Here is a 15,093-nt window from a genome sequence, read left to right as displayed (position 1 = left end):
AATCACTCAAAAAATTTAGGGAATTATGAATAAAGAGATTCTAATAAACGCGGCGATCGGAGAGAAACGAATCGCCATTTTAGAGAACGGTCGTCTGGCAGAACTTTTTGTGGAGATGCCAGACAATGAGAGAATGGTGGGGGATATTTACCTGGGCAAAGTCGTCAATGTCGTGCGCGGAATGCGCGCGGCTTTCATCGATATTGGTTTGAAGCAAGACGCTTTTCTCCACTTTTCCGACATTGGCGAATCTTTTTCTACAGTGAGTTCAATGATTGACCCTGGCGAAGAAGGACACATTACGCAGGCGCTCGCGCCAGAAGATATTCGCGTCAGGCAACAAATACTTGTCCAAATCATCAAAGAGCCAATCAGCACCAAAGGGGCCCGCCTGACGACTCAGATTTCGATTCCGGGTCGTTTTTTAGTGCTGGTTCCCAATTCAAAATTTATTGGCGTTTCCAAAAAAATTGATAGCGCCAGAGAGAGAAAGCGGCTGCGCAAAATTGCGCGGGAAATTCGGCCGGAGGGATTCGGTTTGATCGTGAGAACCGTCGCCGACGGCAGAGACAAAATGGTGTTGGAAAAAGATGTTGAGAATCTAAAAAAGACCTGGAAAAGAATCCAGGCAAAAATCAAAAAAAATAAGCCGCCGCTATTGGTGTACAAAGACATGGGCATGACATCGAGCGTCATCCGCGATCTTTTCACTCGCGACATGACGCGCCTGATTGTGGATGACAGAAAATTGTACCGAAAAATTGTCACCTATCTCAAAGATGTGGCGCACGAGATGGCAGGCCTTGTCGAGTTTTACGATCGCACCACGCCGATATTTGACCATTACAAAATTGAGGATGAAATTCAAAACAGCCTTTCCCGCAAGGTGGAGCTCAAAAGCGGCGGATCCATCATCATTGATCAGACCGAAGCGCTGTGCGCCATTGATGTGAACAGCGGCAGATTTATCGGCAAAAAAACACAGGAACAAAACACGCTAAAGATCAATCTGGAAGCCGCAAAGGAAATCGCTCGTCAACTGCGCTTAAGGGATCTTGGCGGCATTATTGTCATTGATTTCATCGACATGCGGGAAGGAAAAAATAAGAAGCGTCTTCACGATGAATTGAAAAGTGAACTCAAAAAAGATCGCGCGCAGGCAAACATTCTGCCATTGAGCGATTTTGGTTTGATTGAAATGACGCGCGAGAGAATCAGGCCGAGTATTATGTACGCCTTCAGCGAAACATGCCCAACTTGCGGTGGTTTGGGGAGAATTACGTCAAAAAGCGCTGTTTTTAGCCAGATAGAGCGCTGGATCAAGAGATTTCGCGCTAAATCGAAAGAGCGCCGTTTGAAAATCGTCACGCATCCGGAGATGAAAACTTACCTCACTCAGGGAATAAAAAGTCCGATCCGGCGGCTGATGTGGCGTTACTTTTTGAAGATCGAGGTAGCTGGCGATTGGAATTTGGAATTCGATGAATTTCAAATTTTCTCAAAAAAGCAAAATATTGACATCACGGACAAATTTAAATCTTGACTTAATGAATAAAAATTATTATATTCAAAATCTTGAATATCGCTGATAATTTGAGAAAAAAAGTAGTCATATTAAGATATTTGATTTGGAGGAAAATTTAATGTACGCAATTGTTGAAGTTGCCGGGATGCAATTCAAAGTGCACAAAAACGATGAAATTGTCGCGCCGAAGCTGCATGTGGAGACCGGAAGCGAAGTCGAGTTTGATCGGGTTTTATTTGCATCGGACGAAGAAAAAGTTCATGTGGGAAATCCTGTTGTAAAAGGCGCAAAAGTCAAAGCTACTGTTGTCGGCGATGAGCGTGGCAAAAAAGTCATCGTTTTCAAAAAAAAACGGCGCAAAGCTTATAAACTTAAAAAAGGACATCGTCAGGATTTTACTCGTTTAAAAATTGAAGATATTATTTTATCATAAAGCGTTTTGGAGGAAATAAAAAATGGCTCACAAGAAAGGCGTTGGAAGCTCTAAAAACGGACGCGATAGCAAACCAAAAATGCGCGGCGTCAAAGTGTATGGCGGACAAAAAGTAACCGCCGGAAGCATTCTGGTTCGTCAATGCGGAACCAAAATTCACGCCGGAGAAAACGTAGGCATGGGCGGAGACTTTACTTTGTTTTCCAAGATTGACGGCAAAGTTCAGTACACTACGCACGGAAAATCGAAAAAGCGGGTGCGCGTTTTACCGGCATAAATTTTCACATTTGCCTGTGTGCTATTGCCCTGATTGCTTGTTCAGGAATATCAACCGGCAGTGGACACCATTTTTTTGTTCGAAAATGAATAGCTCTAGTTTTTAAATAAAAGACCACTCAATTCAAATAAGAGGAGAATGTTATGGCGCGAAAAAAAATTGCTTTGATTGGTGGAGGACAAATTGGTGGTATTTTGGCGCTTCTGGTTGCTCAAAAAGAACTGGGCGACGTCGTAATGGTTGATATTCCCGAAAAGGAAGGCGTGGCAAAAGGTAAAACTCTGGATATTGCTGAAGGGACGCCATTGATGGGCGTTGACTGCAATTTGTCCGGTACAAGCAACTATGCTGACATTACCGGAGCAGACGTGGCGATTATTACGGCAGGCGTGCCGCGCAAACCGGGAATGTCTCGCGAAGATTTGCTTGATGTGAACCTTAAAATTATGACCAATGTAGCGGAAAATGTCAAGAAATATGCTCCTGATGCATTTTGCATTATTACGACCAATCCGCTCGACGCAATGGTCTATTCTTTCAAAAAAATCACCGGTTTTCCTAAAAATCGCGTGGTCGGCATGGCCGGCGTACTGGATACCGGCAGATTCAAATCATTCGTGGCAATGGAACTGGGCGTTTCCGCGGAAGATATTACAGCGACAGTTCTCGGCGGACATGGGCCCACGATGGTTCCGCTGCCTCGTTTGGCGACTGTTGGCGGCGTGCCGCTGACGGAATTGTTACCGCAAGAAAAGATTGACGCAATTGTCGCGCGTACCCGCAAAGCCGGCACCGAAATCGTTGGTCTGTTGGGTAACGGCAGCGCATTTTTCAGCCCGGCAATCAGCGCCATCGAAATGGCAGAATCTTATATCAGAGACAAAAAACGCGTTTTGCCCTGCGCCACTTATCTGGAAGGCGAATATGGAATTAACGGCTACTACATCGGAGCGCCCGTGATTATTGGCTCCGGCGGCGTGGAAAAAGTGTTGGAAATCAAGCTCACTGACGAAGAGAAAGCCATGTTGAAGAATTCTTTGGAAGCCGTGAAAAAAGCAGTCGCTGACACGAAACTTTGATTTTGAACATGAAATGAAAGTTGATTAGAAACCGAGGATTTTATTTCTCGGTTTCTTTTTATCTGATGACTTCTATTCAACTAAATTAGTCAACGAGGCATTTTCATGAAAATGATTAAAGAAAAACTCGATCAGGCAATTCGCATTCTGCAAGAAAAAAATATTGATCTCTGGCTCATTTTTGTCCGCGAAAGTCACACATTAACCGATCCCAGTTTGCCGCTGATTTTCGACGGGACTTGTACCTGGCAATCGGCTTTTTTGATTTCTGCCACCGGAAAAACAACCGCTATTGTCGGGAATCTGGATTATTCCGCGGTGAACGACCTTGGCGTTTACGACAAAGTGATTAGTTACAAAGCCTCCCTCAGAGAGGACTTGCTCAAAGAAATTTCTGCCCTGAATCCAAAATCCATTGCTTTGAACTATTCTACTAATGACCACGTTTCCGATGGTCTGACGCATGGGATGTTCCTTCTGCTCAACGATTATCTGAAAGACACCGATTACGCCAATCGATTCACCTCGGCGGAGAAAATAATCTCTGCACTTCGGGGACGGAAATCGCTGTCTGAATTGGAACGTCTGAAAAAAGCGATCAACATTACCATTGACATTTTCGCTGAAGTAACGCGCATGTTGAAACCAGGGCTGTCGGAAAAAGAAATCGCCCAATTTGTATTAAAACGCGTGGATGAATTGGGAGTGGGTCTGTCCTGGGATGCGACATCCTGCCCATCAGTTTTTACCGGCCCCGATACTGCCGGAGCGCATTACGGTCCCACGGGTCGCAAAACCGAGCGCGGTCACATCATGAATATGGATTTTGGCGTGCGCGTAGCTGACTACGTCTCTGATTTGCAGCGCACGTGGTATTTTTTGCGTGAAGGAGAAACAGAAGCGCCGGCTGCCGTGAAAAAGGCGTTTGAAGCAGTGCGGGATTCAATTACCAAAGCAGCAGAATTTCTCCGCCCAGGTGTCGAAGGCTGGGAAGTTGACAATGTCGCCAGGCAACACATCGTCAATTGCGGTTTTGACGAATATCCGCACGCGCTGGGCCATCAGGTTGGCAGAGAGGCTCACGATGGCGCCGGAGTGCTTTGTCCGATCTGGGAACGGTACGGCGATCTGCCCTATTTAAAAGTCGAAGCGGGTCAGGTGTACACGCTGGAGCCGCGCGTGACTTGTGAGGGCTACGGCGTCGCCACGATTGAGGAAGAAGTGGTAGTGACGGAAAATGGCTGTGAATTCCTTTCGCCGCGGCAAATGGAGTTGTTTTTGGTGAGCTAAGTCAATTTTCCGAAAAAAAATTTTTACTATTCGGGAAAAATCAGCCAAATTGGCGTTCATCCGCATGCTTTGCAAAATTATTCAATGATTTTCTGATAAAAAGGAAAAAGCTGGTTTGAAAAAAATGGGGAAAAAGATATGTTAAAATTAGTCGAATGTGTGCCAAATTTTAGCGAAGGGAAAAATCTACAGGTCATCGAAGCGATTGCTGATGAGATTCGGGACACTGAAGACGTCAAACTTCTGGACGTAGATCCTGGCGCCGACACCAATCGCACTGTCGTTACTTTCATTGGATCGCCCGCGGGTGTGAAAGAGGCAGCTTTTCGGGCAATAAAAAAGGCGGCAGAATTGATTGATATGCGTCATCACAAAGGCGAACACCCGCGCATGGGCGCAACTGATGTGTGTCCGTTTGTGCCGGTTTCCGGCGCGACGGTGGAAGATTGCGTGCAAATTGCCAAAGAAGTCGCCGCGCGTACGGCAAATGAATTGGGTATTCCGGTTTACTTGTACGAAGAAGCGGCGACGCGACCCGAGCGGAAAAGTCTGGCAGATATTCGCAAAGGTGAGTACGAAGGCTTGCCGGAAAAATTGAAAGATCCGGAATGGAAACCGGATTTCGGCGAAGCGGTTTTTAACGAAAAATCCGGTGCCACAGTGATTGGCGTGCGAGAATTTTTGATTGCCTACAATGTCAATCTGAACACACGAGACAGAAAACTGGCGCACGACATTGCTCTGACTATCCGCGAGGCAGGACGCGCCAAGCGAGACGCCGAAGGAAAAATCATTCGCGATGCAGAAGGAAAAGCAATTAAAGTCCCCGGTCGGCTGTCGGCCTGTCGCGCTGTTGGCTGGTACATCGATGAATACGGTCAGGCTCAGGTCTCGATAAATCTGACAAATTACAAAATTACGCCGCCGCACGTAGCTTTTGACGTGGTTTGCGAAGAAGCTGAAAAACGCGGTTTACGCGTTACCGGCAGCGAATTGGTGGGACTGATTCCGTTGCAGGCAATGCTGGATGCCGGGAAACACTATCTGCGCAAACAAGGGAAGTCTCCCGGAGTTCCGGAAGAAGATCTGATTGAAGCTGCTGTTGTTTCCCTGGGGTTGCGCGATGTGAGCGAATTTGATCCGGTGAAAAAAATCATCGAATATCAGGTTCGCACAACTAAAGGTCCGCTGGTAAAAATGGATCTGCGCGATTTCGCCAATGTACTTTCTTCCGAATCACCGGCGCCAGGCGGGGGAAGCGTTTCTGCACTGGCAGGCGCGCTGGCGTCTTCATTGAGCGGAATGGTGGCAAATCTCACCTCAGGGAAAAAGGGCTATGAATCTGTCTGGGAAGAAATGAACGAAATCGCAGTAGAGGCGCAGCATCTTAAAGACGAATTGCTCCGCAGCGTCGATCGCGACACCGAAGCGTTCAACCAACTCATGGCTGCTTTTTCCATGAAGAAAAAAACAGAAGAACAAGCCGCGTTGCGCAGCGAGGCGATTGAAAATGCTACAAAATTCGCCTGCGAAGTGCCGCTCAGCGTGATGGAATTTTCGGCGAAAGTTTTGCGGTTGGCAAAAATCGCAGCGGGAAAAGGAAATGACAACGCTGCCAGCGACGCCGGGGTTTCCGCGCTCATGGCGAGAACTGCTGTAGAAGGTGCGGGACTGAATGTGAAGATCAATCTGCCCGGAATTCAGGACAAAAAATTTGTGAAAAAAATGAGAGTCCGCGTCGATGAAATTCGCGCCGACGCGGAAAAATTGCAAAAAGAAGTGCTGGAAATTGTGACTGAAAAAATTGAAGCGCTGTAACTCATAAAAACCCAATTTTCTTGAAAAAACCGGTTTCTATCGTCGCAAAAAAATGACAATAAAATGCAAAAACATTTTGACTGCGTAGGTTTTGGCATTTGCGCTGCGGACTACCTGTGCCTCGTACCGAAATACCCGAAATTGGACGAAAAAACGGAAACCGTTGAATTCTCAAAACAAGGCGGGGGTCCATGCGCCACGGCTCTGGTCGCTTTGGCTCGGTTAGGCTTCGACACGTCTTTTATTGGAAAAATAGGGACCGACGGCGACGGCGATTTTGTAATCAATAATTTTCGCGCGGAAGGCGTCGATACGACGGCAGTGATCCGGGACAAAAAAATGCCGACAAACAAGGCGTTCATCTGGATTGATCAGGTGAGCGGGAAAAAATCCATTGTTCTCGATAGCCATCGTTACCAGCCGGTTGAGCCGCGGGAGCTGAAGCTTGATTTCGTCCGCGATGCCGCGTATGTACTCATCGACGGCAGAGATACAGCAGCAACGTGGAAAATTATTGACTGGGCAAGGGCGAGGCAAATTCCGATTGTGCTGGATGCCGGCAGTCCGCGCCGGGAAATGGAGAAGCTGTTGCGCGCTGTGGATTATGCCATCGTTTCGCACAGCTTTTGCCATCAGTTTTTTCAAACCGATAATTACGAAATAGCAATTAGAAAACTACTTGATTTTGGCGTCAGGACCGCTGTCGTAACCTGCGGAGAAAAAGGAAGTTACGGTGGCGATGAAAAGGGCGTTGTTTTTCAACCGGCGTTTCAGGTAAAGGTCGTAGACACCACCGGCGCCGGGGATGTTTTTCACGGCGCTTTTGTCGCCGGACTGCTTCGCGGATTGCGGCTGGAAGAAAATTTGCGCTCCGCCAATGCCATGGCTGCGATAAAGTGTCAGACTTTAGGGGGACAGAAAGGCATCCCAAAGCAGGAAACTGTTCTGAATTTTATGCGTTTCAACGATAGCACGCGTTGAAATTGAGTGAGTATTTTTTGCTAAAATTAACCCGGAGGTGTGAGAAAATGAGAAAAGTTTTTTGGGGAATGCTAATATCGCTTTTAGTTTTGAGCAGCGCCAATATTTTCGCCCAACTCAAAATTCAACAGGGTGACGAACTTTACGTGAAGCCTAATTTCGAGAATTTGCGATTGTCACCCAACGGATCAGTGATTTGCCGCTTGTCTCAGGGCACGAAAGTCATCGCGCTCGGCGAACAGGGCAATTGGGTTGCGGTGCAGATTGTCGGCTACATTTGGAAAGGCTCGCTGAGTCAAGACCGTTTTAGCATCAAAGGCTACACGATTCGCGCATTGCACATTTTAGTCGCTACCGAGCAAGAAGCGAAAGAAATCAAATCGCTGCTGGATGGCGGAGCCGATTTTCGGAAATTAGCAAAAGAACGATCGATTGGTCCTAATGCTAAAAAAGGCGGGGACCTGGGAATCATTACCAAAGGCGATTTTTTGCCGGAATTAGACAGTACTTTGAGCGGTTTGAAAGTGGGCGAAATCAGCGCTATCGTCAAAACAAAAATGGGCTATTCTATTTTCAAGCGATACGAGTAAGCCCATTTTTTTGCAACATTTCAGCGATTTTTTTGAACTTTAAACCAGACCTCAAGTGACTCGAAGGACTTCGTTGAGCGTGGTGATGCCTGCCAGCGCTTTGCGAAGTCCGTCATAGCGCAGGGTAGTGAAGCCTTCATGTTTCGCCGCTAAAAAAAGTTCGCGATATGGTTTGTTTTGAAAAACCAACGAACTCAGAGTTTCATTGAAAATGAGAACTTCAAAAACGGGAATGCGCCCCAGATAGCCTGTCCCCAGGCAATTCTTGCAGCCCAATCCCCGCTTAAATTTAAAATCTTCCGGCAGACTTTTTAGTCCGGCGTTTTGCAGAATTTCCGCATCCGGACGATATTCTGCCTGACAATAAGGACAAACCTTGCGCACAAATCGTTGAGAAACGATGCCGCGGAGAGCGAGCGCAAATTGTTCGATCTCTACGCCAAAATTTTTCAAACGATAGATTGTTTTTATTGCGTCTGCCGCTTGAATCGTGGCAAAAGCAGTCATTCCGGAAAGGCCTGCTTCCAAAAGCAACTCAGCCTCTTGCTTGCTGCGAACCTCACCCAGAGCCAGAGAATCCACGTCATGATGAAACAAAGCTTTCATCACCTTAGCAAAATCAAGATCTGAATTTGTCGTTACAGAAATTTGATTAACTCCTTCCAGATGAGCTTCCACCGGCGTTTCGATGGTTGTAATATTTTTCGTGAAATGATTGAGCTCGTTCAAGACAGAGTACAAAGTCGTCGTCTTTCCACATCCGGCTGGGCCGGAGAATAAAATAACAGTATTGTGGTAAGACAAAAGACGACGAATCCGCTGCAGATCATGCAGCGATAACCCCAAGCGTTCCAGACGAATAATATCCAGATGGTCGTTGACCATGCGGAGAGTAATTTTTTCGCTGGTCGCGGTGGGAATAATATTTACGCGGCACTGAATTTTATTGCCGCTCAATGGCTCCGAAAAAATTCCTTCTGCTATATTGTTTTTCTCAAAATTATCAATGCTCGCTATCTGCTTGATTACTTTCGGCAAGGATGAGGCGTAACTCTGAGGCAGCGTGACCACTCGCTGAAGAACGCCGTTTAAGCGAAATCTGACGACCAACGTGTTCTGAGATGTAATTTCCAGATGGATATCGCTGGCGTTGGTTTCGCGAGCGGTCTCCAGTAAGCGATCAAGTACATTCTTCGCCGAAGGTAGCGATCCGGTCTGCTCTGCTGATCGTGCCCATCGAAGCCCCTGCTTCTCGACATCGAGTTTGGAGAAATCAATTTTTAGCGGCTTATCCGACTTTTTCTCCGCGACTTTTTCATCATTGAGATATTCAAAATCGGAATTTTTGAGCACAAGAGTAATGATGTGCTTGTCGGTCGCTTTTTTGACAAACTCAACCAATTTCTGATAAGGCGGGTCCTTGATGGCAATGGTGATTTCATTAATATCAACCAGCACAGGAATGAAACGAAAATCAGCGGGAATATTCACTGTCTGGAGTTCGTCAACTTCCATTCGCGAAAGGCCGTTTACCTGCTCCATAAATGGCACGTTGAATATTTCTGCAATGGATTGCGCCAGTTTTGTTTCGTCGAGCTTAAAATGAGACAACAATGTTTTCGTAATCCCTTCCCGACTGAGTTGAGTACGGAGCAAATTTTGCGATTGAATGATTTGAGATTTTGTAATCAGCCCCTTTTTTATCAGTTCCTGAATAAAAACTTGATCTTCCTGAAATGCCATTTTCAACCTCGATGCGTCGTTTTAGTCACTAAAATTTCTCACTCTGGCGGATCGTTGTCCATGGAAAAAATCAAATCGATATCGCTTTGATTGATGGAATCGTCTTCATCCACTTTCATCAACAGGCTCTCTCTGATGAGTTTTTTTATCTGTGATTCATTGAATTGATTGTCGACAAGTTCCAAACCCTCAAGAGCTATGTCGCGCTTCAACCTGTCATTCCCGTTCGCCATCAGTGGTCTGCCACAACCGCCGCAGTACAGGTCTCCGGCCTCATTAATAAAAGAGCAGCGACAAACATTTCCCAGAGGAACGCCGCAATGCGTGCAATAAGACGCCCAATCCTTGTTGTCAGCGCCGCAAGATTTGCAAATCATGTTTTCTCCCGTTTCTGTTAATAGCTTTGCTGCAAACTTTTTTTCTCAAAATAAGCGACTAATTCCGCTATTTTTGAAGCCGTGATCGGTTTGACAAGGAACCAATTAGCGCCAGCCTTTTTCGCTTCGAATAGATTTTCTTTGCTTGAGAAAGAACTAACCATGACCACGATGGAAGAAGGCGATATTTCATTTATCTGTTTGAGGATTTCCAGCCCGGATTTTCCCGGCATAACAATGTCCAAAAAAGTAATGAATGGCTGGCTTTTTTTAAATTCCGCCAATCCGGCTTCCCCGTTAACAGCGGCAATGGTATCATAACCCAAATGGCTGAGCACCGTTTCCAGCAAATAACGATTGACTTCAGAATCATCAATAATTAACATCTTTTTGGTGATTCCGCTGTCGAATTTTTGAGTGGTTTTTTTAGGAGACATGGTGACCACCCCTCTCTTTTTTTTGCTAAACGTTTTCCAACATCTCTAACTGAAAATTATGACAAATATTCCGACAGCTTAATTGAACGCCATCAATAATTTGTTTTTCTTAATCCCATGTTTTTCAATTTTGCTGTAAAGAGTTCCACGATGGATGTTTAAAATTTTCGCAGCGCGACGTAAATTCCAATTGGTTTCGATTAACACTCGCTCGATCAACTTTTTTTCCATCTGAGCCAAAGGCAACAACGGCATATTCCATGAGTTTGCTGGGTCGTTGCTTGCTCCGGCGATCTGATCTGGCAGGTCCCGCTCCGTTACTGTGCTTGACTCGCAAAAAACAACTGCCCGCTCAATCGTATTGACTAACTCTCTCACATTGCCTGGCCAAGAATATGAGTTGAGCAACGCTTGTGCCTTCGCCGAAATTGACTTAATTGGTTTATTCATCTGCTCCGCGAAATGTTGGAGAAAATGAGTCAGAAGCACCGGAATATCTTCACGTCGCTCGCGAAGCGGTGGAATATGAATATTAACCACATTCAACCGATAAAATAAGTCCTCGCGGAAAAGCCCCTTTTCCACCGCTTGTCTTAAATCTCTGTTTGTGGCGGCGACGAGGCGCACGTCCACTTTAATTGTCTGATTGCCGCCAATTCGCTCAAATTCCTGGTTCTCGAGCACGCGCAACAGTTTTGCTTGAATAGAAATTGAAAGGTCTCCGATCTCGTCCAGGAAAATGGTGCCGCCGTCCGCCAATTCAAATTTCCCAATGCGTTTTTGAATCGCTGAGGTAAACGCGCCTTTTTCATGGCCGAAAAGTTCGCTTTCAATGATATTCTCAGGCAGAGCGGCACAATTTAGTTTGATGAATGGTTTATTTTTTCTTGGACTGGATTGGTGAATGGCATTGGCGCAAAGTTCTTTTCCGGTTCCGGATTCGCCGGTGATGAGCGCTGTCGCACTTGTGCGGGCGACTTGCAAGATTTGACGAATGACATTTTTGATCTGCTGGCTTTGGCCGATAAAATTATGAAACCCAAACAATTCATCCAATCTCGCCTGCAAAAGATTTTTTTCCAGCAAAACTTGCTGCGATTTTACCAGACGTTCTGTCAAAAGCGACAACTGATACATATCAATAGGCTTGGTGATATAGTCGCAGGCGCCTTTTTTGATCGCCTCGACCGCAGTTTCCACTGAAGCGTGGCCCGTAGCGATGACGATGGAGACTTCGGGATCTTCACGGATAATTTCTTCCATCAATGTAATACCATTCATGTCCGGAAGCAGCAAATCGATGAAAATGATTTTCGGATAATGTTTGTGGTAAAGCAATAAACCGTCAGCAGCATTTTTAGCGAGCAGATGCGGATAATTATTGTTTAAGAAAAAACGCTCCATAATTTTCAGATCAACAATATCATCGTCGACCACCAGAACTGTTCTCGGATCATTGTTTTCATTTTCCATAGCTGTGTTCTCATTCGCTGTGATTGGCCAAATTTTGTTGATCATCAGAAAAAGCCCATGCCGCTGGCAGAGGGGCGACAACCAGCGGCAGTGGACAGGCGCTGACTAAACAGCGCCATCTATTTAAAAATACAGGGGCGTTTTTGCTAACTGCGAAAAATTAATTGGGCAGGGAATTTGATTTTTCCCCGTTTTGATTTCCAAATTCCAATCGGCGTCATGAATGTTGCCGGACGAATTGACGCTGGCGCGAACAGTGGCGCCTGTCACCTGAGAGAGAAATGTGACCAATTGTTTGCCTTCTTCGCCCCAGCCGATTTCACTGCCATAAAAATCGATGGTAGCATTTTTGTTGAACATTTTGCTGAAAAATTTCCATTCATCGGATTCGCTCTTCACGGATTTCACGTCCACAATTTCCTTAGCACTTAAAATGACCGTCCCCGGCGCGCCGTGGCAGAAGAACATTAAATGGTCAATTTTTTTCCCTTTCCATTGCACTAATTCTTCCAGAGTCAAATTAATTTGCCTCAGCGTTGTATTTTCAAAATCATAAACGACAGCCACTGCCTCTTTGTCTGCCGCGTCGGCAATCGCTTGTGCATTCTGGATTTTGCTGGAAACGAAAATGACGTTCAACGGCTTCATTGAATGGTTCGCTTGTGCCCATATTTGATGCGTCCCGCTAAAAATTAATAACAGCATCCCAAAAATGACCACACATCCCGACAATGTTTTTTCCTCACGCATTTCCCAACCCCTTTCATATTTGAGAGTTATGTTTCGTTGGAATTCAATATTCTATCTAACAAAAAGCGTACCATTAGCTAGAAAATAGAATTATTATTTCAAGGTTTTTAGGCTGACGCAAATAAAAAAACTAATTTGTTTAACATATTGTAAATAAAAGAAATAAAGCAGTAGAAAAATTGCTAAAAATTTAAATGTCTTTTGAGCAAATGACTGGTTGTTCAAAAAGAGAATTATGATTAGGCAATATTTCATTTTGAAATGTGAAATTTGTTCAGATTGGAAGAAAAGAGTTTTAGTAAAAATTTAGCAGAAACAAATTCGGCAGGTCGTCAACTAAAATGAAAATATTTTCCACGTTAAACAATCCCAAATCTGCCTTGGAGGATGTGCGCTGTTTGTAACAAAAAAAATGAAAGACTCATTATTCCCACCAGGAAATTTTGCGCAAAGCGAATAATGCAGGAAAATAAGGCGGGCTCATTTTCATTAGTCTTTGGTCCCAGTGGTAATCTTTGAGATAGCCTTTTCTGCTGTAGTAGCTTCCGACCAGCCCCACGGCGCCGCGTGAATTTTGAATCAAACCGCCCAATAAATGCAAACGTCCGTAACGATCATATTTGTAGCGATCGACCCAAAAATTCTTGTTTGGAGCCGTGGCAGGGTCCAAAGTCATAATGCTTGCTTGAATTGTCCGATCTTGATCGTGATGGTTATTGTAAACAATAATATCTCGTTCTGAAAGCAATCCCAACAAATCGTTGGAGTTTGGGTTTACGCGCGGATCATCGGCGTAAACGATGTCGCCTGTGATTCTCATGTAGCCGCGGGTTCCCACAGTCACTTTTCCATTGACTGTGCCTTTGACGCGCACTGTTGGCCTTGAGCCGCTATTCGTGATGTAAATAACGCCGTTTGTGCTATTGAGGTTGTAAGTTGTATATTCCCATGATTTGGGCGTTTTCGAAGAATTTTTCGCTGCGATTTTCACTGTGCCGTTCGATCGGAACTTCATCCAGACGTGCCTTTTTGAAATGTAGATGCCTCCGTTCTTCGCGGCATCGATTAAGTCCTGAGGAATTTGAGTCGGCATAGGAAGTTTAGGAATTCCCCATTCTGTGCCGCCGTAAAATTTGGGATCTGTCAGGCCGTAGTAATATTTACGATAAGGGCTATGTGAATTATAGACTTTTGCGCTCGTCACTTTTCCGTAAAAAACAGGTCGTCCTGCCATCTGAAAATAAGTGTTTGTGTGGCAGGGACCGTAAATTGTGTCTCCTGTGGCAAACCAGATATTTCCTTCGTGATTTGTGAAATAGGCATAGCGTGAAAATGAGGGGCGCGTTAGCAAAACGATCACCGTGTCTGTCTTATTCATAAAGTGACCAATAGAAGTGACTCTTATCTCAGTCGGGCCTAACTTTGGATCATCTTTTTGTCTTTCAAGAAAGTAAGAAAAATGACCGCCATCAATAGGCTGATTTTTAATGCCTTTTATTTCATTGATGTTGACTGTCAAGGCATTTAATGCAATTGTAGCGCCAGTGTTTGCGACATTTTTGACAACTAATTTCTTGTATTTATCCGAAAAATTATTCACGCTGGCGGTGGTGTAGCGATTTGCCTGCATCCGCAATGTAGAAGTACTGATGAAAAACCCCATGATAATGAAAGCGATGTAACGTCCCATGATTTCACCTGTTGTAGTTTTCTAGTCAATCATAATGGCTCAATAAATTTTTTGGCACAATTCTGGTGACATATTTCGCTTCTCCATATTCATCTTTTTCAAGGTCACTACTCGCTAACGTCAAAGAGATTTCAATTTCCCGGATACTTGCCAATGAATCGGAGACAACCGGCGTCGGCAAATTTTTCCCAAATTTGTTGAAATACTTCAAATTGAATCTGGAAATGCCAAACGGAAAACGGGTAATTTTATTTGAATTTTCTTTGCGTATGAGTATCTTGTTGAATTTGTGGTTCTTATGTTTAACTGGAACCATCTTGTAAACAACTCTGATGGAATCGTAAACTAATGATGGATCTTTGTCATAAGAAAACACGATGCGATTGCTGTCGGCGACTTGAATCGCGCCGAGCGGATTTAGCAATCCATGTCCGATTTTGCGAAAGTCATATTCCAGAATGTCAGTAACAACGTGCAAATTTTCTTGATTGATGGCGCTCCGCTGGGTGTTGTAAAGATGCAATGTCGAGTTTGTATTTACCCGGAGGCCTATCATGATAATCCATCCGGCGAAAAATAGCGCTAATAATGTTTCTCTAATAGCATTCATGGCAAATCCGTCTCAATTTT

At 44.9% G+C, this 15,093-nt stretch carries 15 protein-coding genes; 8 read left to right on the top strand and 7 right to left on the bottom strand.

Annotation, left to right across the window (positions count from 1 at the left end; translation table 11 throughout):
- The first annotated feature begins 25 nt into the window (after positions 1-25).
- The 8 genes from GXO74_07370 to GXO74_07335 all read left to right on the top strand — a co-directional run bounded on the left by GXO74_07370 (position 26) and on the right by GXO74_07335 (position 7,993).
- On the top strand, positions 26-1,543 hold the full coding sequence (locus tag GXO74_07370; protein NOZ61486.1) for an Rne/Rng family ribonuclease: 1,518 nt from the start codon (positions 26-28) through the stop codon (positions 1,541-1,543).
- A gap of 100 nt (positions 1,544-1,643) precedes the next feature.
- Positions 1,644-1,958, top strand: coding sequence for a 50S ribosomal protein L21 (gene rplU / locus GXO74_07365; GenBank protein NOZ61485.1), 315 nt, complete (start codon positions 1,644-1,646; stop codon positions 1,956-1,958).
- Positions 1,959-1,980: 22 nt separating this feature from the next.
- Entirely contained in the window at positions 1,981-2,235 is a 255-nt protein-coding gene (rpmA, locus tag GXO74_07360) for a 50S ribosomal protein L27 (protein ID NOZ61484.1), read from the top strand.
- Positions 2,236-2,378: 143 nt separating this feature from the next.
- Entirely contained in the window at positions 2,379-3,314 is a 936-nt protein-coding gene (gene mdh / locus GXO74_07355) for a malate dehydrogenase (protein NOZ61483.1), read from the top strand.
- A 99-nt stretch (positions 3,315-3,413) separates the two neighbouring features.
- Positions 3,414-4,604, top strand: coding sequence for an aminopeptidase P family protein (locus tag GXO74_07350; protein ID NOZ61482.1), 1,191 nt, complete (start codon positions 3,414-3,416; stop codon positions 4,602-4,604).
- A gap of 138 nt (positions 4,605-4,742) precedes the next feature.
- Positions 4,743-6,422, top strand: coding sequence for a glutamate formimidoyltransferase (gene ftcD, locus GXO74_07345; GenBank protein NOZ61481.1), 1,680 nt, complete (start codon positions 4,743-4,745; stop codon positions 6,420-6,422).
- A gap of 63 nt (positions 6,423-6,485) precedes the next feature.
- Positions 6,486-7,403, top strand: coding sequence for a hypothetical protein (locus tag GXO74_07340; GenBank protein NOZ61480.1), 918 nt, complete (start codon positions 6,486-6,488; stop codon positions 7,401-7,403).
- 47 nt (positions 7,404-7,450) lie between these two features.
- Positions 7,451-7,993, top strand: coding sequence for a hypothetical protein (locus GXO74_07335; protein NOZ61479.1), 543 nt, complete (start codon positions 7,451-7,453; stop codon positions 7,991-7,993).
- Positions 7,994-8,044: 51 nt separating this feature from the next.
- On the opposite strand, the gene cpaF is transcribed toward GXO74_07335, so the two are convergent.
- The 7 genes from cpaF to GXO74_07300 form a co-directional block, all read right to left on the bottom strand.
- The gene (gene cpaF, locus GXO74_07330; protein NOZ61478.1) at positions 8,045-9,736 is read right to left on the bottom strand and encodes a Flp pilus assembly complex ATPase component; all 1,692 of its coding nucleotides are present in this window, start codon (positions 9,734-9,736) and stop codon (positions 8,045-8,047) included.
- A 38-nt stretch (positions 9,737-9,774) separates the two neighbouring features.
- Entirely contained in the window at positions 9,775-10,113 is a 339-nt protein-coding gene (locus tag GXO74_07325) for a zinc ribbon domain-containing protein (protein NOZ61477.1), read from the bottom strand.
- A 17-nt stretch (positions 10,114-10,130) separates the two neighbouring features.
- Positions 10,131-10,550, bottom strand: a complete 420-nt coding sequence (locus tag GXO74_07320; protein ID NOZ61476.1) for a response regulator — start codon at positions 10,548-10,550, stop codon at positions 10,131-10,133.
- Between the two features lie 78 nt (positions 10,551-10,628).
- The gene (locus GXO74_07315; GenBank protein ID NOZ61475.1) at positions 10,629-12,023 is read right to left on the bottom strand and encodes a sigma-54-dependent Fis family transcriptional regulator; all 1,395 of its coding nucleotides are present in this window, start codon (positions 12,021-12,023) and stop codon (positions 10,629-10,631) included.
- 123 nt (positions 12,024-12,146) lie between these two features.
- A complete protein-coding gene (locus GXO74_07310; protein NOZ61474.1) occupies positions 12,147-12,773 on the bottom strand; it encodes a DUF4347 domain-containing protein in 627 nt (208 codons plus the stop codon).
- Between the two features lie 424 nt (positions 12,774-13,197).
- Entirely contained in the window at positions 13,198-14,463 is a 1,266-nt protein-coding gene (locus GXO74_07305; GenBank protein ID NOZ61473.1) for a DUF4900 domain-containing protein, read from the bottom strand.
- Positions 14,464-14,488: 25 nt separating this feature from the next.
- Entirely contained in the window at positions 14,489-15,073 is a 585-nt protein-coding gene (locus GXO74_07300; GenBank protein NOZ61472.1) for a hypothetical protein, read from the bottom strand.
- Between the last annotated feature and the right edge of the window lie 20 nt (positions 15,074-15,093).

This window comes from Calditrichota bacterium, assembly GCA_013152715.1.
Taxonomy (GTDB): domain Bacteria; phylum Zhuqueibacterota; class Zhuqueibacteria; order Thermofontimicrobiales; family Thermofontimicrobiaceae; genus 4484-87.
Note: the sequence above shows the minus strand (reverse complement) of the source record. Positions and strands in the feature narration are given on the sequence as shown.

Coding starts and splice junctions, on each gene's coding strand:
- GXO74_07335 (NOZ61479.1), top strand. CDS start 7,451: ATGAGAAAAGTTTTTTGGGGAATGCTAATATCGCTTTTAGTTTTGAGC.
- GXO74_07300 (NOZ61472.1), bottom strand. CDS start 15,073: ATGAATGCTATTAGAGAAACATTATTAGCGCTATTTTTCGCCGGATGG.
- GXO74_07310 (NOZ61474.1), bottom strand. CDS start 12,773: ATGCGTGAGGAAAAAACATTGTCGGGATGTGTGGTCATTTTTGGGATG.
- GXO74_07325 (NOZ61477.1), bottom strand. CDS start 10,113: ATGATTTGCAAATCTTGCGGCGCTGACAACAAGGATTGGGCGTCTTAT.
- mdh (NOZ61483.1), top strand. CDS start 2,379: ATGGCGCGAAAAAAAATTGCTTTGATTGGTGGAGGACAAATTGGTGGT.
- rpmA (NOZ61484.1), top strand. CDS start 1,981: ATGGCTCACAAGAAAGGCGTTGGAAGCTCTAAAAACGGACGCGATAGC.
- GXO74_07320 (NOZ61476.1), bottom strand. CDS start 10,550: ATGTCTCCTAAAAAAACCACTCAAAAATTCGACAGCGGAATCACCAAA.
- cpaF (NOZ61478.1), bottom strand. CDS start 9,736: ATGGCATTTCAGGAAGATCAAGTTTTTATTCAGGAACTGATAAAAAAG.
- GXO74_07305 (NOZ61473.1), bottom strand. CDS start 14,463: ATGGGACGTTACATCGCTTTCATTATCATGGGGTTTTTCATCAGTACT.
- GXO74_07315 (NOZ61475.1), bottom strand. CDS start 12,023: ATGGAAAATGAAAACAATGATCCGAGAACAGTTCTGGTGGTCGACGAT.
- GXO74_07370 (NOZ61486.1), top strand. CDS start 26: ATGAATAAAGAGATTCTAATAAACGCGGCGATCGGAGAGAAACGAATC.
- ftcD (NOZ61481.1), top strand. CDS start 4,743: ATGTTAAAATTAGTCGAATGTGTGCCAAATTTTAGCGAAGGGAAAAAT.
- rplU (NOZ61485.1), top strand. CDS start 1,644: ATGTACGCAATTGTTGAAGTTGCCGGGATGCAATTCAAAGTGCACAAA.
- GXO74_07340 (NOZ61480.1), top strand. CDS start 6,486: ATGCAAAAACATTTTGACTGCGTAGGTTTTGGCATTTGCGCTGCGGAC.